The sequence below is a fragment of the Methylophaga pinxianii genome, from assembly GCF_020447225.1.
Lineage (GTDB): Bacteria > Pseudomonadota > Gammaproteobacteria > Nitrosococcales > Methylophagaceae > Methylophaga > Methylophaga pinxianii.
Map to the genome: position 1 here is coordinate 1 of NZ_JAJAEO010000141.1, position 20,866 is coordinate 20,866.

At 45.4% G+C, this 20,866-nt stretch carries 24 protein-coding genes and 1 pseudogene; 21 read left to right on the plus strand and 4 right to left on the minus strand.

Annotated elements, in window-relative coordinates; translation table 11 throughout:
• Positions 1 to 72: 72 nt before the first annotated feature.
• Positions 73 to 1,596 carry a sensor domain-containing protein gene (locus LGT40_RS02780; RefSeq protein ID WP_226069876.1) on the minus strand — a complete coding sequence of 508 codons (1,524 nt, stop codon included), beginning with the start codon at positions 1,594 to 1,596 and terminating at the stop codon, positions 73 to 75.
• A gap of 210 nt (positions 1,597 to 1,806) precedes the next feature.
• On the opposite strand from LGT40_RS02780, the gene LGT40_RS02785 reads away from it, so the two are divergent.
• Positions 1,807 to 2,406, plus strand: a complete 600-nt coding sequence (locus LGT40_RS02785; RefSeq protein ID WP_226069875.1) for a nuclease-related domain-containing protein — start codon at positions 1,807 to 1,809, stop codon at positions 2,404 to 2,406.
• Between the two features lie 60 nt (positions 2,407 to 2,466).
• Here LGT40_RS02785 and LGT40_RS02790 read toward each other — a convergent pair whose 3' ends face one another.
• Positions 2,467 to 2,826, minus strand: coding sequence for a hypothetical protein (locus tag LGT40_RS02790; protein WP_226069874.1), 360 nt, complete (start codon positions 2,824 to 2,826; stop codon positions 2,467 to 2,469).
• Positions 2,819 to 3,514, minus strand: a complete 696-nt coding sequence (locus LGT40_RS02795) for a ParA family protein (RefSeq protein WP_226069873.1) — start codon at positions 3,512 to 3,514, stop codon at positions 2,819 to 2,821. The genes LGT40_RS02790 and LGT40_RS02795 overlap by 8 nt, the downstream gene beginning before the upstream one ends.
• A gap of 757 nt (positions 3,515 to 4,271) precedes the next feature.
• Between LGT40_RS02795 and LGT40_RS02800 the strand changes: the two genes are divergently transcribed.
• The 6 genes from LGT40_RS02800 (at position 4,272) to LGT40_RS02825 (ending at position 8,343) form a co-directional block, all read left to right on the plus strand.
• Complete coding sequence (locus LGT40_RS02800) at positions 4,272 to 5,096, plus strand: STY4526/YPO1902 family pathogenicity island replication protein (RefSeq protein ID WP_226069872.1); 825 nt, start codon at positions 4,272 to 4,274, stop codon at positions 5,094 to 5,096.
• Between the two features lie 83 nt (positions 5,097 to 5,179).
• Positions 5,180 to 5,689 (plus strand): PFGI-1 class ICE element type IV pilus protein PilL2, encoded by a 510-nt coding sequence (gene pilL2 / locus LGT40_RS02805; RefSeq protein WP_226069871.1) that lies wholly within the window; start codon positions 5,180 to 5,182, stop codon positions 5,687 to 5,689.
• On the plus strand, positions 5,689 to 6,573 hold the full coding sequence (locus tag LGT40_RS02810) for a hypothetical protein (protein ID WP_226069870.1): 885 nt from the start codon (positions 5,689 to 5,691) through the stop codon (positions 6,571 to 6,573). The genes pilL2 and LGT40_RS02810 overlap by 1 nt, the downstream gene beginning before the upstream one ends.
• Positions 6,557 to 7,333, plus strand: a complete 777-nt coding sequence (locus LGT40_RS02815) for a TIGR03759 family integrating conjugative element protein (protein WP_226069869.1) — start codon at positions 6,557 to 6,559, stop codon at positions 7,331 to 7,333. Before LGT40_RS02810 ends, LGT40_RS02815 begins: the two co-directional genes overlap by 17 nt.
• Positions 7,334 to 7,361: 28 nt before the next feature.
• The gene (locus LGT40_RS02820) at positions 7,362 to 7,838 is read left to right on the plus strand and encodes a hypothetical protein (protein ID WP_226069868.1); all 477 of its coding nucleotides are present in this window, start codon (positions 7,362 to 7,364) and stop codon (positions 7,836 to 7,838) included.
• Complete coding sequence (locus LGT40_RS02825) at positions 7,729 to 8,343, plus strand: transglycosylase SLT domain-containing protein (RefSeq protein WP_226069877.1); 615 nt, start codon at positions 7,729 to 7,731, stop codon at positions 8,341 to 8,343. Before LGT40_RS02820 ends, LGT40_RS02825 begins: the two co-directional genes overlap by 110 nt.
• A gap of 34 nt (positions 8,344 to 8,377) precedes the next feature.
• Here the strand turns inward: LGT40_RS02825 and LGT40_RS02830 are convergent, their stop codons facing one another.
• Positions 8,378 to 9,523, minus strand: coding sequence for an RNA-guided endonuclease InsQ/TnpB family protein (locus LGT40_RS02830; protein WP_226069867.1), 1,146 nt, complete (start codon positions 9,521 to 9,523; stop codon positions 8,378 to 8,380).
• A gap of 131 nt (positions 9,524 to 9,654) precedes the next feature.
• On the opposite strand from LGT40_RS02830, the gene LGT40_RS02835 reads away from it, so the two are divergent.
• The 14 genes and pseudogenes from LGT40_RS02835 to LGT40_RS02900 form a co-directional block, all read left to right on the plus strand.
• A complete protein-coding gene (locus tag LGT40_RS02835) occupies positions 9,655 to 10,137 on the plus strand; it encodes an integrating conjugative element protein (RefSeq protein ID WP_226069866.1) in 483 nt (160 codons plus the stop codon).
• Positions 10,134 to 12,191: a type IV conjugative transfer system coupling protein TraD gene (traD, locus tag LGT40_RS02840; RefSeq protein WP_226069865.1), complete on the plus strand. Its 2,058-nt coding sequence runs from the start codon at positions 10,134 to 10,136 to the stop codon at positions 12,189 to 12,191. Before LGT40_RS02835 ends, traD begins: the two co-directional genes overlap by 4 nt.
• Positions 12,192 to 12,890, plus strand: a complete 699-nt coding sequence (locus LGT40_RS02845) for a TIGR03747 family integrating conjugative element membrane protein (RefSeq protein WP_226069864.1) — start codon at positions 12,192 to 12,194, stop codon at positions 12,888 to 12,890. It begins immediately after the preceding gene.
• Between the two features lie 99 nt (positions 12,891 to 12,989).
• Positions 12,990 to 13,280, plus strand: coding sequence for an integrative conjugative element protein, RAQPRD family (locus LGT40_RS02850; protein ID WP_226069863.1), 291 nt, complete (start codon positions 12,990 to 12,992; stop codon positions 13,278 to 13,280).
• A 3-nt stretch (positions 13,281 to 13,283) separates the two neighbouring features.
• The gene (locus LGT40_RS02855; protein WP_226069862.1) at positions 13,284 to 13,526 is read left to right on the plus strand and encodes a TIGR03758 family integrating conjugative element protein; all 243 of its coding nucleotides are present in this window, start codon (positions 13,284 to 13,286) and stop codon (positions 13,524 to 13,526) included.
• Positions 13,527 to 13,539: 13 nt separating this feature from the next.
• On the plus strand, positions 13,540 to 13,878 hold the full coding sequence (locus tag LGT40_RS02860; RefSeq protein WP_226069861.1) for a TIGR03745 family integrating conjugative element membrane protein: 339 nt from the start codon (positions 13,540 to 13,542) through the stop codon (positions 13,876 to 13,878).
• Positions 13,875 to 14,246, plus strand: a complete 372-nt coding sequence (locus LGT40_RS02865) for a TIGR03750 family conjugal transfer protein (RefSeq protein ID WP_226069860.1) — start codon at positions 13,875 to 13,877, stop codon at positions 14,244 to 14,246. The genes LGT40_RS02860 and LGT40_RS02865 overlap by 4 nt, the downstream gene beginning before the upstream one ends.
• On the plus strand, positions 14,236 to 14,868 hold the full coding sequence (locus LGT40_RS02870; RefSeq protein WP_226069859.1) for a PFL_4703 family integrating conjugative element protein: 633 nt from the start codon (positions 14,236 to 14,238) through the stop codon (positions 14,866 to 14,868). The genes LGT40_RS02865 and LGT40_RS02870 overlap by 11 nt, the downstream gene beginning before the upstream one ends.
• Complete coding sequence (locus tag LGT40_RS02875) at positions 14,868 to 15,647, plus strand: TIGR03749 family integrating conjugative element protein (protein WP_226069858.1); 780 nt, start codon at positions 14,868 to 14,870, stop codon at positions 15,645 to 15,647. Before LGT40_RS02870 ends, LGT40_RS02875 begins: the two co-directional genes overlap by 1 nt.
• Entirely contained in the window at positions 15,647 to 16,975 is a 1,329-nt protein-coding gene (locus tag LGT40_RS02880) for a TIGR03752 family integrating conjugative element protein (protein WP_226069857.1), read from the plus strand. The genes LGT40_RS02875 and LGT40_RS02880 overlap by 1 nt, the downstream gene beginning before the upstream one ends.
• Complete coding sequence (locus tag LGT40_RS02885) at positions 16,932 to 17,333, plus strand: TIGR03751 family conjugal transfer lipoprotein (protein ID WP_226069856.1); 402 nt, start codon at positions 16,932 to 16,934, stop codon at positions 17,331 to 17,333. The genes LGT40_RS02880 and LGT40_RS02885 overlap by 44 nt, the downstream gene beginning before the upstream one ends.
• On the plus strand, positions 17,333 to 20,059 hold the full coding sequence (locus LGT40_RS02890) for a conjugative transfer ATPase (RefSeq protein ID WP_226069855.1): 2,727 nt from the start codon (positions 17,333 to 17,335) through the stop codon (positions 20,057 to 20,059). Before LGT40_RS02885 ends, LGT40_RS02890 begins: the two co-directional genes overlap by 1 nt.
• Positions 20,052 to 20,474: a TIGR03757 family integrating conjugative element protein gene (locus LGT40_RS02895; RefSeq protein WP_226069854.1), complete on the plus strand. Its 423-nt coding sequence runs from the start codon at positions 20,052 to 20,054 to the stop codon at positions 20,472 to 20,474. The genes LGT40_RS02890 and LGT40_RS02895 overlap by 8 nt, the downstream gene beginning before the upstream one ends.
• Positions 20,471 to 20,866 (plus strand): annotated as a pseudogene (locus LGT40_RS02900) (TraU family protein); the annotation flags it as partial. The gene LGT40_RS02895 and the pseudogene LGT40_RS02900, both read left to right, overlap by 4 nt.

Below are 20,866 nucleotides of genomic sequence, written 5' to 3' on the forward strand. Positions count from 1 at the left end.
TTGTTGCCCTGGAATATTGATCTTGGACAATCAGCCGTCAGCGAGGCTGTCTAGGGTGTAACGCGTCAACGCTTACGCTTTTTTAGCAACACATTCATCAATTTTATGAATAATTCCATATTCTTCCGCTAGATAGAGGAAAGTTTCAGGACATAGAAGGCCATGTTTAGGATGCCTCCATCTGACTAACGCCTCTGCCTTAATGATTCTCTCTGACTCGACATCTATAATAGGTTGATAAATAATCTGTATTTCATCTTCACAATCGATTTGTTGTAAATCACAAATTAAGGAATAACTACTCCTGCCAGTAGTCTGTTTGTCTGAGAATATGCTCAGCTGATTTTTACCAAGTGCTTTTGATTGATACATTGCATGGTCCGCTCTTCGCATTAATTCTTCTTTGGTTTGACCATGTTCGGGATAGATAGATACGCCAATACTAGCGGTAATAATGATTTGATGGTTATCAAGCACATTATGTGACATTAATTCTGAGATGATTCTGTCACCTAAGCGATATATTTCACTTTCTATTTCCACAATAGGCAACAGAATGACAAATTCATCGCCGCCAAGACGGGCGATCATATCATTTTCCCTGATGATGCTATTGATAACGTTGGCTACATGTTTAATAACATCATCACCAACAGTATGGCCGTATGTATCATTAATTAATTTGAAGTTATCCAAATCAATAAACATGATGGCGAAATGTTCATTTTCTTTTAGTGAGCTCGCTATAACTTTCTCAAGCTGTTCTAAAAAGTATTTCCGATTAGGTATTTGAGTTAAGGCATCAAAATGTGCCTGACGCCATATTTTGTTCTGTGCCAAAACTATTTTGGTTGTATCTCTGGCAATAGATGATGCACCTATAATTTCATTTCGATAAATTATCGGTGAAATGGTTACTGAAACATTAATTAATTCGCCATCGTGTCTCAGACGCTGGGTATCAACATTTATGATCTGCTTACCCGCGATAATCTGTTTTAAAAATTCAGTTTCTTCATGAATTGTATGTTCCGGGTAGATTTTCAACATGGACTCACCGATCATATCGTGAGCTGAATAGCCAAATATTCTCTCTGCTGCTTTATTCCAACTGGTGATAACACCATTAAGATCATTACTAATGATGGCGTCACTGGAACAATCAACAATTGATTTGAAATGACTCAGTTTTTTTTCGCCTTCCAGTCGAGCTGTAATATCCCGAGCAATTTTGGATGCACCGATGACGTAACCTGCAGAGTTTATTATAGGTGAGATAGTGATAGAGACATTGATATATTTCCCATTTTTGTTCACTCTTACAGACTCAAATTCTTCGACTAGTTCACCCGAATGAATGCGAGACATAATATCGGCTTCTTCATGAACTCGATCAGTTGGAAAAAGCGTCAAGATTGAGTGGCCAATAATCTCTGATTCGGTATAACCAAAAAGTCTTTCAGCAGCTTTATTCCAGCTTAGTATATTTCCTGATAAATCCTTACTAATAATGGCATCAAAAGAATGCTTGACGACAAGATCGAGTAGTTGTGCCGAGTTTTCATTTAAATCAAGCCCATCATTGTTTGATTTCATTCATTATTCCACGCTGAATACATAATTTATTATAGGATGATTCGCCTTGTAAGATGCGACTACCAAGTTTAGCCAGAATCATTTAACTCGATTATTGAGCTCAAATGCACATTACATCCATTTAAATAATTTTGGTGCGGAAAATGTGAATATATGTACTTTTTATATCAAAAATGATTATTAGATCTAATTAATCACATAGGAGTTGGAGTGATTCCGCCCGAAGTTCAGAATAATTATGCTGTGCATATTGGTGAGCAGATCGTTAATGATGTTTTGAACATTTCATTGTCTGGCAATGACTACGCCCTACTCTCTAACGTCACCCTCCCCTTCTTAGATAAAGATAACCGTGCAGGTACAAGCCAGGTTGACCATGTTCTGATTTCGTCACGCGGCCTATTTGTCATCGAGACTAAGTTTTATCGTGGTTCTATTGTAGGTACTGCTGACTCCAAAAACTGGTACCAATACACTTCGTTCGATAAGCATACCTTTCAGAATCCTATCAGGCAGAACTTTAGCCACTTAATGGCTATTGAAGCCATCACTGGTTATTCACACGATGATATGATCAACGTGGTGACTTTCTCGGGAGATGCAGCATTCAAATCTGAACGCCCTTCTGGTGTCGTAAAAAGTAGTGAGTTACGTAACTATATCGAGTCTTTCCCTCGCGATAAACTGACCATGGATCAGGTCTATCGGCTTGCTGGCCAGCTCCAGGTAAATCGACTGCCAGAAACCGAAACCACCGATGCCACACACATTGACTACCTCAAAGAATCGCATAAAAAAAGGGCTGCATAGCAGCCCTTTATAAATTAATTCTAACCATAACCACTCACCCCTCTATCCTACTTAGTGCTTTTATGAGGTGATCGTTTTAAATCTCTCCAATTCTTCCTTCATTTTTTGCTTCGTCAACAATGCCTGGAAAGCCATTTCCAATAATTCGTAGTCCTTTATACCAAGGCCATCAGCGACATCAGCAAATAATTCTGGCATATCCGGCCGCATCTTAAAGTTTTTCTGTTGAGTATAAGCAGTCCGCCCTCCCCTCCTCCGGTGTCTTGGAGCCTGACGACTTACAAAGCCAGCCTCCTCAGAGACTTTATTTAACTCTTTACGATCAACTTTTGGTTTAGGATTTTTTGATCCTGTTAATGAGGCAATATCTATTTCATCGTCATTGATATCATCTAAATCTAATCCAGCTCGCTCAGCCATCACTACCTCCTGACATTATCTCTTTAAGCTTACGTTTAACCTCTTCAGCGAATGCTTTTGCGTTAGCTGCCGTGACCTCAATACCTGATACTTCTTTCGGATCTAAGTCATTAACAATTCCACCGAACGAATGGACGGCTTTATATGCATCCTTTTCTATTAAGGATACCTTGAATACATCCACACCTGATTCTGTAAACTGACTGACAATGAATTTCAAGGTACGAGGCACAATCGCTGTGCTTGTTCGTGTAAATAGGACTGAATATGGGATATCCCTTCTGAATGCTTTTCCTTGCTGACGTAATAACTTAATTGTTTTTACAGCTTCATCAGCATCATTCTGTGAACCCTGACATAAAATAATAACCAGATCTGCCCTACTTACTGCATTTGCCACTGCAATACTTGCTGTACCCTCAAGGTCGACAATAACAAAAGCGTTTTCCTGTTCAGCCTTTTCAATATCATCAATAATGCTGGCTTCATCTGATTCATACAAAGTCAGATTCTCGGGGCAACCACCTTTCTTAGCCCATTTAGCACTATGTTTATTTGGATCTGCATCAACTAATGCAATATTGACCCCTTTCTCTAAACCTTGACGCGCTAATTCCCCAGCCAAAGTAACGGCAGCAGTAGTCTTACCTGCTCCACCCTTGGAACTCGCCATTACAATTGTAGGCATAAGCAATTTCCTCATTATATTAATCAGATATCGGATAGCTATCCAGATAACAGATAGCTATCCATACGTCAGATTTTAGATCATCTTAAAATAGATATCCACTAAATATCCGGATAGCTATCTAATACTTATTAGATATCTAATAGCTATCCTATACTAAACCAATATTTAATATCTGATAGCTATCTAGCTAGCTACTGGATATCTACTATAAGTCATTATAGATAGCGTATTAATATCTGTTAGCTATCTATCTAATATCTGATAGCTATCTCGTTGCTATCTATTTGCTATCTATCTAATATCTGATAGCTATCTCGATGCTATCTTTTATCTATCTACATGCTATCGGATAGCTATCTATTAATGATAATGGGAAAGGCAAACCCGTTGATTGTTATGGATGGTGAATATGGATGACCAGAGTAGGTCTGGGGTATTAGACTAACCAAGACCATAGTGATATAGGTACTTAAATATATGAATTACTACTATATTTCCATAACCAGATTTGCGCATTCTGGTCATGCCACATGAATATGAGGGAGTTAGAATGTCGTAAAGGTACAACATGCCTAACTTATATATGTGTGGAGAACGTGTGAAAGACCTTTTGTGAGAACCAGTTCACACTAAACAAGGTTTGAAATATTAACCATTGAAAACATGCACATAACTTTGTTAAATAGCCCGGTGAAATAATGAGCCTGGGTCCAAGGATGTAGGCAGGAATTAGAGTTTTTTGAGGAGTAGGGCGGTGAAAAGCCTTTACGAGACAATGACGTACAGCTTCCTGACCAAGCTAACGAATGCGTCAAATAATGTCGATATTGAACAACTTACGGATATGGGGTTATTGCCTGAACAGGCTGACCGCATTTCAAGGTTGCCACACGCCTATCTTCTGAAACTCTGTAGTTTCCAAAACATCATTGACATCACAATAGATGAGGAACTGCTGTCTATTGCAATAGAGCGTGGAAGTAAGCAACAGAGGCGTTTTGGTGACATTCCGGACATGAATATCACGAACACTTTATTAAGTAACCTCGCTACGCACGCATCCGATCCTGATGAGTATCGATTCCTTTTCCAGAACTTAAATCTCAGTCCAAAATTCATACCCATTCTTGCCTCTTATAGCTTGCTAGATATCCTTGCGGTCGTTAAGACCGGCATTATCTGGTACGAGATAACAGCTAACTCACTCAAACTCGAAATGGCACTTAGCCAGGTTGAAGAAGCACAATTAGAAACAGAGCTTTTAAGAACGCTCATCAAACGTGATGCCTCTTTCCCTATGATAAATGCACTTACCGGGATGGGTAAGGCAGTTTTCATCGATATGCGAAAAGCAATGGGTGTTCCGGTTACGAAAGGCGGACCGCCACGCAGACTAACCGATGAAGAGCACGAAGCACTCTATTACGCATGGAACGAGACAGAAGGTGAGCCACTTCCCAAAAGGTGTCTAGCTGTCAGCAAAGCCATAGATGACATCGCCTTGAGACATATTTGGCCTTACCTCTCCAAGATGATTAAAAACGAGATCCCACAGTTTGAAAGAGTGACAACTTGGTAACCGGCTTGGACCAATATCCGGTTATTCGTTGTTTTTAATTTCACAGATTAACAATATGTACGCAAATTTGATGGAGAAGCATCTTGCGTACAAAAATACTTATTACTCTCTTGCCAGTGTTTATAACTGGCTGCATAACCCTCCCAAGTACTAATCAACAGGTGAAACCTGTAGAAGTTGCCGAAGCACCATTGCCGGCAACCGATATCTTTATCGAACGCTATGACTACGAACCACCGTCAGCCACACAAATACGAGTGGGTCGCTATTCAAACGCCGACGCGATAAATACCAGACAGCAAGAAAACCTGCTTGAAGTAGTCATAGACACAGAAATCCCCTCACGAGCTAAAACCGTTGGAGAAGCAATGGAGTTTCTACTCATGCGTAGTGGATTTTCATTAGCGGCCCCCAGCAAGCAGGGCATGCACGTAAAACAACTCATGAGCAAACCATTGCCCCACTCACATCGCAAAATCGGTCCCGTGATGCTTAAAGATGCATTGATGATGCTCGTTGGTAAGGCGTATTGGATGAAAGTCGATCCTGTACACCGTTTAATCGCATTCGATACTGTTGAAGAGTTTAAATAATGACTGAAAATACTCAACCTCATGACATTTTTGAAGGTGAGATCCCAAGCGATCTTGGTAAAAAGAAATCTGCGCCGATATGGCTCAAAGCCGTTGGCCTTGTAGCGTTAGTCGGTGTTCTCGGTACCGCTGCCTTGATGCTAGAGCAAGACAACGAATTTACCGTTGAACCGGGAATTGATATTACCGACTCAATCCCAGTCATGACCGAGCCTGAGAACGCCGAAATCCAAATAGCGATTGATGAGTCAGTGGATCAAGCCCCGGTCCAGGATGAAATACCATCCGTAGACCAAGACTCACTAACCGATGTTGACTTGATTGCAATGGAGAATGACGACAACGCGATCGTCATCACGCCACCAGCACAACCAAATTTGCAGGCACCCATCTCAAACTCAGAAACGGTAAACGCCGATCTGCAAGATGAAGTTAGTCAGATAGCATCCAGGCTTCAAGAAATTGAAGCAAATGAGTCTGAGCGAATCACTGTAGTGAAAAGCGGGATAGAGCTACATGCTCAGAGCGTTGAAAAACTCAATGACCTAGTGCGTTCTTTAGATGGCCTAAAAAAGGAGCTGGCAGCATTAAAAACAGCACCTACCACCAGCAGCGCACCCAAGCCTTCAAACAATAAACCAGCCACTCAACAAGCTGCGCCTAACGCACAAGCCAAACCTGCGATCAATCGAAAAACGGATGAACTCAACCTGATCGGTATTGATTCATGGGGTGGCCAACGTTTTGCACAAATTGAGTATGCAGGTGAAATACATTTGCTCGCATCAAACGAGGAAATTGGTAGCTGGAGATTAGAAAGCATCAGCAAAGACAGCATCGTGGTCAAAAACCAAGAAGGGGAGAGCTTTGAACTTAGCATTTAATAAAACAGCACTGTTAGTGCTTTTAATGGGCAGTAGCACGGTATTCGCCGGTAACATTGCATCGACCACCGAAACGCGCTCCGCCGTAACTGAGTCATCAGCAACTCAGACCGAGCAAAAACATATTCAATGGGGGCTATCTGCAGCTGAGTACGCTCGATATGAAGATCTAATGGAAGGCATTAGAGGCAGTATCAGCCCAGACACCATATCACCCTTGGAAGTACTTGGCATTCACGCTCAAAATGAAGCAGAGCGTAAAAAGTACGCCCGTATGTGGGCTGACATGATGGAGCAAGATACAGAGCGGGTCCTTGCGTTTCAGCGTGCTTATGATCAGGCATGGAGAGATAAAGGTGATAAAGCATTAATTGATATTGCTCAAATTCAGTCTCAATTACCGGTAACGCCCCAGCAGTCATCACAGCCATCAGCAAGTTCCTCAAAAAAGAAGATGATTCTTGCTACCAAACTATCCGGCTGTGATTCATGCGATAAAAAGATCCAACAACTACTCATCACCATGCTGGTGGATAGAAGCATTCAGCTGGATGTTTTCTTTAGTGACTCAAGCGACAAAGAAAACAGTGTCATTCGTCAATGGGCAATGCAGAACAGAATAGATGCTGAACTCTTAAGAAGCCGTCGCATTACGCTAAATCATGGACAGTCTCTCATGAAGCAGTACCAGCTTGATGAAGGTCAATTGCCAGCCACATTTAAAGTTGACAACACGGGAGGGGTAAACAGAGTAGAATAATATATGACTTTCTCCTCAACCGATCTATATGACATCAGATGCGACGCCAATTGACTTGAATGCTTATCAGAGATTTCTCGATGGTGAAGTCGAGCAGCAATTGTCAGACACTAAAATCAACAATGGAACCAGTATTGTTGATGCTGCCAATGTCGGTGCATACAGTTTTTCCTGGGGAAGGATAGTCGAACAACTTTCAGGTTCTTTCTATGTCTGGAAGTTTCAAATTTCTGCTCTTGCCAAAAAATCCGATGGCGAGAAAATCTATTTACAACAGCAAATATTCAACTATTTGCAATCAAAGTATCCCGACTTTTCATCAGAGCACGCCATTTTGGTGGCAAGCCTGCATGACAAATGTATCTTCCTTGGTATCAAAGAAGATGCATTCATTATTGCTTCCCCAATGCAGCATCAGTACAAGAACCGGATCTGGGTTCACATGCACATTCTTAGCGAAGATATTCCAGAAATCATTAATCGCATGTCTGGCTCTAACGACTAGCCTTGTATTCTCATATCAGGCAGAAGCGAACACAAAGTCCACATCGAAAATACCGACACTTTATGTAAAGATTGCGAGAGAGGAGGGCGTTCCGGCCAACCTGCTTTATGCCATCTCTCGCGCAGAAAGCACTAACCCCAAAATTCAACGTGTCTGGCCATGGACGATAAATGTTCGTGGTAAAGGCTATTACTTCCCAACTCGTGAAAAAGCCTATGCAGCCATTATGCTGTTGCTGGCAAACGATATTACTTTAGTCGATATCGGGTTGATGCAGACGAACTGGTATTGGCATAAAGATAAGCTAATTGATCCCTGGAGAGCATTAGATCCTCAATACAATATTCAGACGGGAGCCAGAATCCTGCGCGAGTGTTATGACCGGAAATCAGACTGGATCTACTGTGCTGGTGAATACCACACTAGAAGCAACACTCCTGAACGGGCGGCTCGCGCCAAACGGTATCAGCAAAATGTGCTTGCTTATTTAGAGGCAACAAATTGACTGCTCCCCTCCCTAAAGGAAGGGGATTCCCAATTCACCGAGAACAGGACATGGAGACTGACCCCATGCCGCTTACATTCTCTCCAAGGGCTAACACCGCCAGCCCGGCGGCTTTAATGTTGGTTGCGGCGTTGTGGTCACGGTCATGGTTTGCGCCACATTCGGGGCAGTTCCATTTTCTGACCGACAACGGCAGCGACGACAAGGTGTGCCCACAACCCGAACACCGTTTGGAGCTGGGGAACCACTGGTCGATAGCGACCAGTGAGCGCCCGGCCCACTCTGCCTTGTACGCCAGTTGGCGCACGAATTCGCCCCAACCGGCGTCGGCAATGGCTTTGCTCAGTTTCGGATTACGGATCATGTTTTTCACTTTCAGGGACTCGACGCAGATCACTTGGTTCTCGTTAATCAATCTGCGGGACAGCTTGTGCAAGTTGTCCTGTCGGCAATCGGAGATTTTGGCGTGAAGTTTCGCCACCTTCTGCCGGGCCTTGGCACGGTTGGCCGAGCCGAGCTTTTTCTTGCTCAGTCGTCTTTGTGCCATGGCCAGCCTGGCGGCGTATTTCGCGGTATGGCGGGGATTGCCGACCCGTTCACCCTGGTCGGTGATAAACAGGTCTTTCAGGCCCAGATCAATGCCTGTCATGTTGGGGGTAACCGGCAACTTGCTGGGTTCGAACTCACACAGGCAGCTCACAAAGTAGCGGCCTGTCGAGTCCTTGGAAACGATGACGGTGCTGGGTTCGCCGGGCAGTTTACGGCTCCAGCGAATGTCCAGCGGGGTTTTGCTCTTGGCCAGATACAACTTGCCGTCCCGGTATTTGAAGGCCGAGCGGGTGAACTCCGCCGACTGGCGGTGTCGTTTGCTCTTGAATGCCGGGTACTTGGCGCGGCCCTCAAAGAAGTTTTTGAAGGCGGTTTGCTGGTGACGAAGGCATTGCTGCAAGGGGACGCACGACACTTCAGACAGAAACGCCAGCTCAGGATCTTTCTTGAGTTCGGTCAGTCGGGCGTTGGCACTGACATAACCGACTTTTTCCTGACGCTGATAAAAGGCATCGGTACGCCAGCGCAGTATCGAGTTATAGACAAAACGCACACAGCCGAAGGTCTGAGCCAGCAGCTCAGCCTGTTCGGGGGTTGGGTAAAACCGATATTTATAGGCGCGTTTCGTCATATTTCACACTTTAGTGTTATTTATGTGAAGATAGCAACCAACTTAAAACGGAGGAGCGGGAACAGGGGCGGCTGACGCCGCCGCGCTATCCCTCCCCGCCTTAAAAGGACGGGGTTTCCCGCGCAACATTGATGAGCAGACTACCCGCATTATCACTTCTGTTTTTATGCAGTACTCCCATTCATGCACAACCAACAGTACTGTTTGACTCAGGACGAACCATTAGTTCAGACAAGTATCTTTCATCACTTCAATCTGAACCTGCCCCGAAACAAAAACCAAACATTGCAAAACTGGCCACGCCAAGCACGCCAGAACTGACTGTAGGTAGGGTAACGAAGCGCACCGTATCGCTTCCTTATTTGCCTAGCCCTTTATTCCTGATTGGTGCTGACAATGTATCGATCCAGTGGCTAAGCAAACACAGGCAAGCATTAATTAAGGCTGGAGCAGTTGGATTGATAGTCAACTCAGCGTCCGCCTCAGATCTTCAGGCGGTCATTCGTGCTGCAGAAGGACTTCAAGTTTCTCCTGCTTCGGGTAGTGACCTGGCTAAACAATTTAACCTTAAACATTACCCCGTCCTCATCACTCGAACGCAGATTGCACAATGAAGCAAAAACATACGCTGGAAATCCTTCTCAGACCAAAGGTTGAGATCTGGTCAGCCACCATTTCTGCCACCGGTGCAGTGATGGCGTTTTTAGCGCCGTGGTCGCTCATGATGACCCCATCAGTAGCCTACGGGGTAGGAGGTATTCTTACCTACAACGCTTACCGTAACTTCAGAGACTTCGTGCAGCTTGCAAGATATCAGAAAGGGCTACGCCGTCAGGTACTCTTCAAAATGGCACCAGGCGATATCCCTGTTAGCAGAAAGTATCTGTTCTATGGTCTAGGCTTTAGGTGGGGGCAAAAACATGCCCAGCGGCTAAAAGACACTCGCGATCCAGCTGCCAGCAAATACATCAACCCCGGTCCTCTCTACAATTTGGCAAGGCGAAAAGAGTTAGAGTGGGAGTCATCACCGCATCTCTCAAAAGTGGCTGAACTTCTCAATAGTGACTCCAGATATAATCCAGTCAGACCATTGCCACCCATTGGGGGTGAACCTCAGATACATGGGGTTGGTGGGTACGAAGAGCCAGTTGTATCGCTTTTATCTGAAAGAAATGCGCATACACTTGTGCTCGGCACCACCCGCGTTGGTAAGACCCGTCTTGCTGAAATACTGATTACGCAGGATATTCGCCGTGGTGACATTACCGTTGTGTTCGATCCGAAGGGCGATGCAGAGCTCATGCGAAGAGTTATCGCTGAATGTAAAGCGGCGGGGCGAGAGGATGATTTAATCGTTTTCCACTTGGGCTTTCCTGACATTTCAGCTCGTTACAATGGTATTGGCCATTTCAGTCGTGTGACGGAAGTGGCAACCAGAACCGCAAACCAGCTCGATAGTGGCGGCAGTTCTAATGTGTTTAGAGAGTTCTTCTGGCGTTTCACCAACATCATTGCTCAGGCTTTGGTGGCACTAGGCCGCAGACCAGACTATGCCCAATTAGCACAGCACATACAAAGCATTGATGACCTACTCATTGATTATTACGAAGTCTGGCTGAGTAGCGTTGGCGATCCGGACTGGCAGAAACATGTTCAGGAAATTGCAGAAAACCTGAACGACAAAATGTTACCAATGAGCTTGCGTGGCAAAAACAAAAGGGCCAATGCCATGATCAAGTATGCACAGGATAGAAAGCTATTCGATGCCGTCGCAATGGGACTTCGCTCTACCTTTGAATACGATAAGACCTATTTCGATAAAATAGTGGCCAGTGGTCTGCCATTACTTGAAAAACTCATCTCCGGGCGGATTGCGGAGCTTATTTCACCTGCCTATAACGACTCTGGTGACAATCGCCCAGTATTTAGCTGGGGACAGGTCATCAGGCAGAAGAAAGTCGTTTACATAGGCCTGGACGCGCTACAGGACATGGCTATCGCTGGCACAGTAGGTAACACCATGTTTGCCGATTTGGTTTCGACTGCAGGTGAAATCTATAAGCATGGCACTGAACTCGGCTTTCATAACCAGGACACCTCGTCTGGTAGCAAAACACCGATAAACATTCATGCTGATGAAGTGAATGAGCTTATGGGGGATGAATTCCTGCCTATGCTCAACAAGGGTGGTGGTGCAGGCTTACAGATAACCGCTTATACCCAAACGATGTCAGACGTGATTGTAAAACTTGGCGATCAGGCCAAAGCCGGTCAGGCATTGGGTAACTTTGGAACCATTGTCACCTTCCGCGTAAAAGAGCTGGCTACAGCAGAGTTATTTACGGAGCAGCTGCCTATGGTTGAAGTGGCAGCGGCCACAGAAGTAACGGGGTCTTCTGACAATGTAGACATTGATACAGACATTGATTTCACATCCAGCGCCCAAGACCGTATCACCTTCACCGAAGCACCGCTATTGTCACCCGCCACGATTATGGCACTGCCGAAAGGGCAGGCATTCATTCTGACAGGTGGCGGTCAGCTCTGGAAAATCAGGGTTCCGCTGGCGGATTCCAAAAACGATCTGTATATGACTTCAAACTTTGATGAAATGGCAGAGGACATGTCTGCCTCTTACCGTACAGGCGAGTCATGGTGGATGGAATAAATGGCCCAAAAAGATAATCACCCTCGTTCCAATAAAGGCTTTATCAGCACATGGATCTCGCGAATTATGACCATGATTGTCTGGCTTTTACTGGCATTGCTTATGTCTATCATCATTGAGTGGGTAGGCATGAATACAACATGGCGAGATGAGGGTATCAACCATAGCCGTAATATGGTCAAGACAGAGCTTTCCTACCTAAACAAAGACTTTCAGAAAAGTTTGCTGGTGCAAAGGCCAGTTGAATATGCAGAGGATATTGCAGCCAAAATGCACAATGCCATGTATGTCAAAACAGGAATCATGGGTGCTATTACGAAAATCTTTCAGGACACCGGTGCAGGGAAAGTGACCAAAACCATCGCAGAGCATGTTTTGGCGGCTATTTATGTGACACAAGTATTTGCTATCCGGCTAGCCATCCTAACACTTGCTTTACCGGCGTTTTTTATATTTGCTGTTGTTGGCTCGGTTGAGGGTCTGGTTCAGCGCGATATACGAAAATGGTCAGTAGGTCGTGAGCACGCAAGCTTGTACCATCACGCAAAACGCTGGATACCAATATGCTTCATCGCTCCCTGGGTTGTGTATCTTGCTTTCCCCGTATCTATTCACCCAAACGCCGTAATACTGCCATTTGCGTTGCTTTTTGGCATTGGTATTTTCATGGTTACCTACCTATTCAAGAAGTATATTTGATAACCGGCTTGGACCAATATCCGGTTATTCATTGTCTCGAACGAGGGGCTTGGGCAGACTTTCTCACACACAAAATTAATGTCGTGAGAAATGACCAAAATGCTAAAGCCCCTTTTACTAATTGCTACCTTCGTTGTTTCTACAACTGCCAGTGCCAGCAACTATGCAGAGCGAGAAAGCCTGGCAAAGTTGGTTCATGAATTAGACGGACTAAGCGCACTCGTTGATGAAGCTCAAGGACGTGCAAATCCCGATAGCCGTATCCGCTTCCAATACAACCAGCTTCGTAAAGATCTCTTAATGATGCGTCTTGGTATACAAGAACATCTGGATGGCCCAACCATCGAACCACGAAGCTATGCACCGTTATCTGGCGATTACCGGCGTTAAGTCATGGAAGCGAATTCAAAACAAGCTCAAAGCTTCCTGAATGCTACTGGCGTTTCTATGACTGACATGGCCCTTTTGCTTGGCGGCCTTGTTGTCGTATCAATCATGCTTTGGAGTGCCTGGGTCACGCTTTCGTATTACGAACAGTGGGCATCCAAAAAAAACGATGTCACGTTCTACGACGTACTCACAAGTGCCGTTCGAGCCGCCGTCCTTATTTCACTCACCCTTTATATCGTTTCTTAGCGAGGACACACCAATGAAAAAATTCGTTTCAACAGCATCAGCCCTTTATCTTTTACTTTGCCAAAAAGTCTACGCCGGACTGCCAACGGCAGCGCCACCATCAAACAACCCGGACAGTAACAACTGGCTGGAAGTCATTAAAGGCTATCTGAAAGATGGAACACTTCTCGTAGGACTGGCGATATCAGTCTGTGGCTTTTTATGGCTTTCATGGATTGCACTGGCCGATATTAACCAGGCACGTCAGGGACGAAAAGAATGGGGTGAAGTTGGCGTGACAGTCATCGGCGGCGCAGCGGTATTTCTCTTTGTTTCATACATGCTTGCCCAAGCAGCTGGCGTAATCCAATGAACGACTCAGCAGAAATTCTTGCTGACCGGCTCAATAACGAGCCACCGATTTTCCGTGGCCTCTCAAACTCAGAGCTGGGCATGGTTTTAAAAGTCGGGGCGCTTTTCTGGGTTCCTGTCTGCTTAACCATAGCAACCATTCTGGGCAAAACCATGATGGGCATGGGCGCTGCAATGCTCATGCTCTTATTGACTATCTTGGTCAGCGGCTCTTTGTTTCAACGAATAAAACGAGGCCGACCTGACTACTACTATCAACATTACCTAATGCTACGTGATGTCTTCCTGCGCGTGAAAACGAACACGAAGAACAATCGCATCATTCGATATTCAGGTACCTGGGGAGTCGGACGTACAGATGGGGAGTAAATATAGAGGCGAGATAGATAATCAGAAGTCACACATCATTACGCTACGTGTGGTCATTGGTGTTCTGATTCTGTTTTGCATTTTGTTCTGGATGTCAGCCAACAAAGCGCGTGAAGTGCAAAGGGTATATCTGCCACCCGATCTGCGCTCTGGTTCAACGGTCACACTAAATCAAGTGCCCGCGACCACTGCTTATAGCTTCGCTGTCAGTATCTTTCAATACCTCAATACGTGGCTTGATGATGGCTCAGTCGATTATCCAGCCCGTGTAAATGAGCTGGCTGCGTATATAACTCCCAGTTTCGCTCAGTGGTTGAAGGAGGACATTCTGCGCCGCAGTGGCCGTGGGGAATTAGACAGAAGAACGAGAACAGTCACTTTAATTAATGACATGGCCTACGACGACGAAAGGGTAGAGATCATTAATGAAAACAACTTCGTTGTCTGGCTCGACCTCAGAATCAAAGAAACGCATCGCGGTGTTGACATCAAGACAGTCGATATTCGCTACCCGATCAACGTGGTTAGAAGCGATATCAGTCTCGAATTTAATCCCTGGGGCCTAATGCTCAACGGTTTTCATGGCAATCCAACACGAATTACGACTACGGTAAATGAATAATGAAGCGGCTAATATCAATCTTCACGGTTCTGTTTGCACTTGCCTTTATCCCTTCTAAGGCTATTGCTGATGAAAAAGTGGTTTGGGATAAAACGCCTATTAAAGTGATTTTAAAGCCCAATACTGAAAAGATGGTGGTATTCCCATCAAAAAGCGTTCGAGCAAAAATCCCTGCAGCCATTGCAAACACGCTCACCACGCTATCAGTTAATGGCGTTATCTACTGGGAGGCGAGTGAAGAATTTACAGATAAACGCATTCTGGTACAGGACGTAGCCACACAAAAAACCATAGTGATTCATCTGTCTTCAAGTGAACAGCAAGGTACAGATGAGCAAGTAACCGTACTTTTTCCGGAAACACAATCCAGCTCTGCACCTTCAACCGGTGCAAGCCAGGGTAGGCAAGAACCTACCCGACATGGATACGAAACGCTGACACGCGTAGCCGCACAGCATCTCTATGCGCCGGAACGACTCATACATGTGCCAGAAGGTATGCACAGAATTAATGTGGCACAACAAGCTGACACCCACCTGATACGTGGCCACATCATAGAAATGACGCCAGTTATTTCTTTCTCAAATGCTGGCCTTTATATCACTGCCGTAAAACTGGTTAACAAACAGAAAGAAAAAGTAATCCTTGATCCACGCGATATTCGGGGCAAATGGTTAGCGGCCACCTTTCAACATGCAACATTAGGTGTTTCAGGTGAGATAACAGACACAACCGCTGTTTATCTTATTTCTGATAGACCTTTCTGGGATTCTTTCTAGTGGCTGAAAAAAAGACAAACAAACTGATACCGATCATTGCGATTGGTCTTGTGGTGCTAGTGGTTGCTGTGGTTGCCAATAATTCCGATAAAGAAGCTGCCACTGAGATGCAAGAAAGAATTAGTGGCCAACTGGTTCCAGATGGTGACACGACTGAAGATACGCTTCGTACCCTGACATCCCTGGTTCAGGAAATGCGTGAAGAAAACGACAGGCTGATGGCTGAACAAGCACAGATTAAAGAGGAGCTTGCAAAACGTCCCACAGAGAACACGAATACTAACTCTACTCTTGATGTCTTGATGGAACGTGTAGATTTATTAACCCAACGTCAGAACGAAACACCGCCACCAGAGCTAGACTTTGACACAGATTTTGAAATCCCTGACATCCAGCCACCAGCTGACGTATGGGTAGAACCTGTTGATAGTGCTATACCGGATGAAGGCGGGATGCTTGATACCTCCTTCTCTCCTTCAGACTCAGCCGCCTCTGCCACAGACATACTTGGTGATACCAGCGCACTGGACAACAGCGTTGGCCAAACCATTACGGGCGGTTCAAATCCGCAAATCATTATTGAACCTGTTTACACCGTTCCACGTAACTCGACATTTATCGGCTCAACAGCAATGACCGCTTTGATGGGACGCGTACCTATCAATGGAACGGTTGAAGATCCATATCCTGTCAAAGTCATTGTTGGACGTGAAAACCTGACAGCAAATGGTATGGAACTGCCAGAAGTGAACCACATGATCTTCTCAGGTACCGCAACTGGTGACTGGACGCTTTCATGCGTGCGGGCCGATATGACCTCTGTTACCTATGTTTTTGATGATGGAACAATCCAAACGTTGAGCGTTGGTGACCAAGAACTTCAAAACAATAACAGCACTGGCACTATCAATCGCCTTGCATGGATTTCTGATAAGCGGGGCATCCCTTGTGTTTCAGGACGCAGAATCTCTAACGCAGCTCAATTTCTTGCAGGGTCAATCTTTGCAAAAGGTGTGGAAGCTGGAGCTAAGGCTGTTGCGGATTCAGAAACAACTCGCATCGTCTCATCTCAAGGAGACACAACATCTTCTGTGACTGGAGATGCAGTCCGTAACTCCGGCTTTGAAACCCTATCTGGTGGAGCATCCGCTATCAGCGAATGGCTACAGGAACGTCAACAACAATCATTTGATGTGATCTACGTCGATACCGGCTCAAATGTCGCTATCCACATCGACGCTGAACTACCAATTAATTACAAACCAAATGGCAGGAAATTAAGACATGCGCGTAACAGTAGCCAAGACAGTCACAGTTACCTTGATTAGTCTGTTGTCAGCTTGTGCATCTCAAACGAAAGATGACTTGCTGCCTCAGACAGGCCCAACAATGGAAGAGGTCTATCGCAATCACGAAAACAATTTATCTGCCGGCACATCAACCGGACAGTCTGCCTTTGCAGGTATTCGAGAAAGACAGGCAGGAAACCATGATGCCGATCTGGAGGGATACACACGGGACGCAAACCATGAAATCCAACAACAGTTTCCGAGATTACCCAATCCAACTCTTGTGATGTTCGTATACCCACATCTCTCAACAGCTTCACGATTGCCAGTTCCCGGCTATTCGACAGCCTTTCCTTTATACGAACGTACTGAATATGCAATGCCTGGTGAAATGTAATGCTAAAGACTTTATTTGCTAAGAGCCAAACACCTACTATCCCACCGCTTACTAAAGAGGCTGTTCGCAAGGATTACAGTGAGCAACCATCGTTTACGAACCTTCTCCCGTGGAGAGAGTATGACAGCGAGAACCAGGTCTTTCTTCTTGAAGATGGAAAGGGGATAGGTGCGCTTTTCGAGATTGAACCTGTAGGTGTCGAAGCAAAAACAGAAGATTACATTCTCGAAATTCAGGACAAGCTTCAAGCGACAATCACTGAAACGATTCCTGAAGACAACATTGCACCATGGACATTACAGTTTTTTGTTCAGGATGAACTAAGCGTTCGCACCCTTACTGACCAGATTAGAGAGTATGCACACCCACGGGCTGTAGGCACACCTTACACAAAGCACTTCCTGAACGTTATGGATGAGCATTTACGCCAAGTAGGCCAGCCAAACGGCTTGTTTCATGATGAAGTGGTTACTGGTGGTCGCTGGCAGGGTAAAAGACGCAAAGTGCGTATGTGCCTTTATCGGTATTTCCCAGAAAACTACAAGTCCGACTACGACAGAGATGTGCGTGAGCTTGGCAGAATTCGCAAACGCCTTATGACTCAGTTTACGGGTATTGGGGTTAAAACCTCTGTTGCTGGTGGTAAAGAACTGTATGAGTGGATGCTACGCTGGTTAAACCCTAAACCGGTATTAACCAAAGGTGACTGTGAGGAATTACTCAAAGCTGCACCTTATCCGGGCGATGATGATCTCGCATACGGATACGATCTCGCCGAACAGTTATCTCTATCTCGCCCAAGCTCAGATGCCGAAAAAGGGATCTGGTACTTCGATGGGATGCCGCACACAGCGGTCAGTGTTCAAGCATTACGCCGTGTACCGAAAAATGGCGTGTTCACAGCTGAGCGCAGCGCCGGTGAACACACCTTTGCTATGTTTGACCGGATGCCTGAAGGCACAGTGATGTCAATGAGCATTGAAGTCAAACCACGGGACCAGGTGCTTAACCATTTAGGCAAGATAATGCGCTCTGCAGTGGGAGACAATGCTGAAGCAGAAATAGCCCAGCAAGAAGCCAAAACAGCACAACATGAATTAGCCAAGAACAACACGCTTTATCCAGTTTACATCAGCTTTTTAACGCGAGCAGATGATCTTGAAAAGCTCGATGACGCCGTTTCTGTAATTGAGTCCCTGCTACTCAGCAACAACCTGCAACCGATTGCTGAAAACCAAGATCTGCTTAAGCAGGATATGTATATCCGCAGTTTGCCCATGAAGTTTGATAGCTTAATGGTTCAAAAGAAACAGCGTCGCTCAAGGCTGGTTTTTTCAAGACACATTGCATCACTATTACCTGTGTATGGTCGGTCGAAAGGCACAGACCATCCTGGACTGATGTATTTCAATCGTGGCGGTGAACCACTTCTTGTCGATCCATTTAATAATCAGGATCGCAAAAAGAATGCCCATGCCTTAATTATCGGTCCAACAGGGGCAGGTAAATCGGCGTCCTTAGTGGACGCTGTAATGAAAATTGCCGCTGTACATCGTCCAAGAATATTCATCGTCGAAGCCGGTGACTCCTTCGGCCTGCTTGGTGAATACATGGCAAAGCACGGCTTGACGGTCAATCAGATGTCAGTAACGCCTAGCGCGGACATTTCATTGCCCCCATTCACTAATGCCATGAAACTTCTCGATCTGACAGAAGATGAAATTGTGACAGATGAATATGGCGAGGAGGTCAGCCTTGATGATGAGGATGAAGATCGCGATTACTTAGGTGAAATGGAACTGGCCGCTCGCGTCATGATTACCGGCGGTGAGAAAAAAGAAGACGATTTACTACATCGTGCTGACAGGCTGGTGATCAGAAAAGCCATCTATCGGGCAGCCCAGACCGTGAAAGATGCTGGCCGTGACCATGTGCTGACAGAAGATGTCGTTAAGGCCATGCGCCACACAGAAGACTTAGACCACAACAGAACGGCTCGTGCCATTGAAATGGCCGATGCAATGGAGCTGTATTGTGGCGGCGTCGAAGGGAAACTTTTCAACAGACCAGGTACAGAGTGGCCAGACGTTGATATTACTATTTTCGATATGGGGATTCTTGCCCGTGAAGGCTATGAAGATAAGCTAACGGTTGCTTACATGAGCCTGATGAACCATGTACATGCACTCGTTGAGCGTGAACAGCATGAAGGCCGTCCAACGCTGATGCTAACGGACGAAGGCCACATCATCACCAAAAACGCCATCTTGGCCCCATACATCATCAAGATCGTGAAAATGTGGCGGAAACTGGGCGCTTGGTTTTGGATTGCTACGCAAAACCTTGAGGATTTCCCGGACGACAGCCGCCGAATGCTGGCCATGCTTGAGTGGTGGATTTGCCTTGTTATGCCACGCGATGAAGTTACTCAGATTGCACGCTTCAAAGATCTCACCAAAGAGCAGGAAGCAAAGCTGCTGGCGGCACGTAAATCTCCAGGTCAATACACCGAAGGCGTCATTCTCACCGATACACTCGATCCGCTTTTCAGAGCAATTCCACCTGCAATCGCCTTATCACTAGCCATGACTGAGCAACACGAAAAAGCAGAACGGCGAGAAATCATGCAAGAGACTGGGTGTGACCGGGTTGGGGCAGCTGAAATAGTCGCTGAGAAAATCAAAGAAGCACGACGCAAACATAGCTTGGAGGCTAGCCATGCATAAGTTCACTCTTTTTGCCTTAACTCTTTTCTCAAGCTCTTTAAGCGCGAACCAGCTTCTCGTAGAAGCTTTCTACGATAAAGATACGCGGCTTGTTAATGTACAAATAGCGGAGAGGGTCGCTACCGTTAAAACTTATGATCTCAGTGCTCCTGAAAGCTTTGAGAATATGTTAAGCGAAGGACTTTCTGATGATCCCGCTGTTGCTCAACAACAAGCCAAACAGCGAATTGAACAGCGCGGTAATGCCATTCAGCAACAGCTTATGGAGGCCTATGAAGGCGGGCTAAAAGCCATGCAATACGAGATCGACAAAATACCTGCCATTGTCTTTAACGGCGGCCAGCATGTCATCTTTGGTGTTCATGATGTGAATAAAGCTATCAGCATCTACAAAGAGCAGGTGGCACAGCAATGAAAACCATCTTTGCCTTTACTTTTGCATCCTTGTTTTCAGTATCTGCATTTGCAGAAACCAAAACTATTAACACGGCAGAGATTGTGGCTTCTGCAATGAGCGCATCCTGTATTGACTATCAATTAGTGGGAGTGTGCTTCTGGCTGAAATGTGGCAATAAATGCAGAGTCAAAACATCCCCAAAAATCGGTCACCACAACCCTGATTTAGTCGTGAGTGCCCATAACGGTGTCGGAAATAACCCTTGGGTTGAAGCAAACGGTATTGTGGGAAGCGTTTCTCAATCAGCTGTTGGCTCACTCATTAACAAAGCCGCTTCTATTTCAGCTGGTAGCAACCAAACCACGAAAGGTTCAGACTTGAATACGCTCAAATTCAAGTCAAGTGATGCA

Excerpts from the sequence above, each read along its gene's own strand:
- LGT40_RS02870 (WP_226069859.1), top strand. The coding sequence starts at position 14,236 with ATGGGGAGTAAATATAGAGGCGAGATAGATAATCAGAAGTCACACATC.
- LGT40_RS02845 (WP_226069864.1), top strand. The coding sequence starts at position 12,192 with ATGGCCCAAAAAGATAATCACCCTCGTTCCAATAAAGGCTTTATCAGC.
- LGT40_RS02875 (WP_226069858.1), top strand. The coding sequence starts at position 14,868 with ATGAAGCGGCTAATATCAATCTTCACGGTTCTGTTTGCACTTGCCTTT.
- LGT40_RS02895 (WP_226069854.1), top strand. The coding sequence starts at position 20,052 with ATGCATAAGTTCACTCTTTTTGCCTTAACTCTTTTCTCAAGCTCTTTA.
- LGT40_RS02885 (WP_226069856.1), top strand. The coding sequence starts at position 16,932 with ATGCGCGTAACAGTAGCCAAGACAGTCACAGTTACCTTGATTAGTCTG.
- LGT40_RS02795 (WP_226069873.1), bottom strand. The coding sequence starts at position 3,514 with ATGCCTACAATTGTAATGGCGAGTTCCAAGGGTGGAGCAGGTAAGACT.
- LGT40_RS02820 (WP_226069868.1), top strand. The coding sequence starts at position 7,362 with ATGACATCAGATGCGACGCCAATTGACTTGAATGCTTATCAGAGATTT.
- LGT40_RS02865 (WP_226069860.1), top strand. The coding sequence starts at position 13,875 with ATGAACGACTCAGCAGAAATTCTTGCTGACCGGCTCAATAACGAGCCA.
- LGT40_RS02835 (WP_226069866.1), top strand. The coding sequence starts at position 9,655 with ATGAGCAGACTACCCGCATTATCACTTCTGTTTTTATGCAGTACTCCC.
- LGT40_RS02790 (WP_226069874.1), bottom strand. The coding sequence starts at position 2,826 with ATGGCTGAGCGAGCTGGATTAGATTTAGATGATATCAATGACGATGAA.
- traD (WP_226069865.1), top strand. The coding sequence starts at position 10,134 with ATGAAGCAAAAACATACGCTGGAAATCCTTCTCAGACCAAAGGTTGAG.
- LGT40_RS02780 (WP_226069876.1), bottom strand. The coding sequence starts at position 1,596 with ATGAAATCAAACAATGATGGGCTTGATTTAAATGAAAACTCGGCACAA.
- LGT40_RS02830 (WP_226069867.1), bottom strand. The coding sequence starts at position 9,523 with ATGACGAAACGCGCCTATAAATATCGGTTTTACCCAACCCCCGAACAG.
- LGT40_RS02860 (WP_226069861.1), top strand. The coding sequence starts at position 13,540 with ATGAAAAAATTCGTTTCAACAGCATCAGCCCTTTATCTTTTACTTTGC.
- LGT40_RS02810 (WP_226069870.1), top strand. The coding sequence starts at position 5,689 with ATGACTGAAAATACTCAACCTCATGACATTTTTGAAGGTGAGATCCCA.
- LGT40_RS02890 (WP_226069855.1), top strand. The coding sequence starts at position 17,333 with ATGCTAAAGACTTTATTTGCTAAGAGCCAAACACCTACTATCCCACCG.
- LGT40_RS02855 (WP_226069862.1), top strand. The coding sequence starts at position 13,284 with ATGGAAGCGAATTCAAAACAAGCTCAAAGCTTCCTGAATGCTACTGGC.
- LGT40_RS02850 (WP_226069863.1), top strand. The coding sequence starts at position 12,990 with ATGCTAAAGCCCCTTTTACTAATTGCTACCTTCGTTGTTTCTACAACT.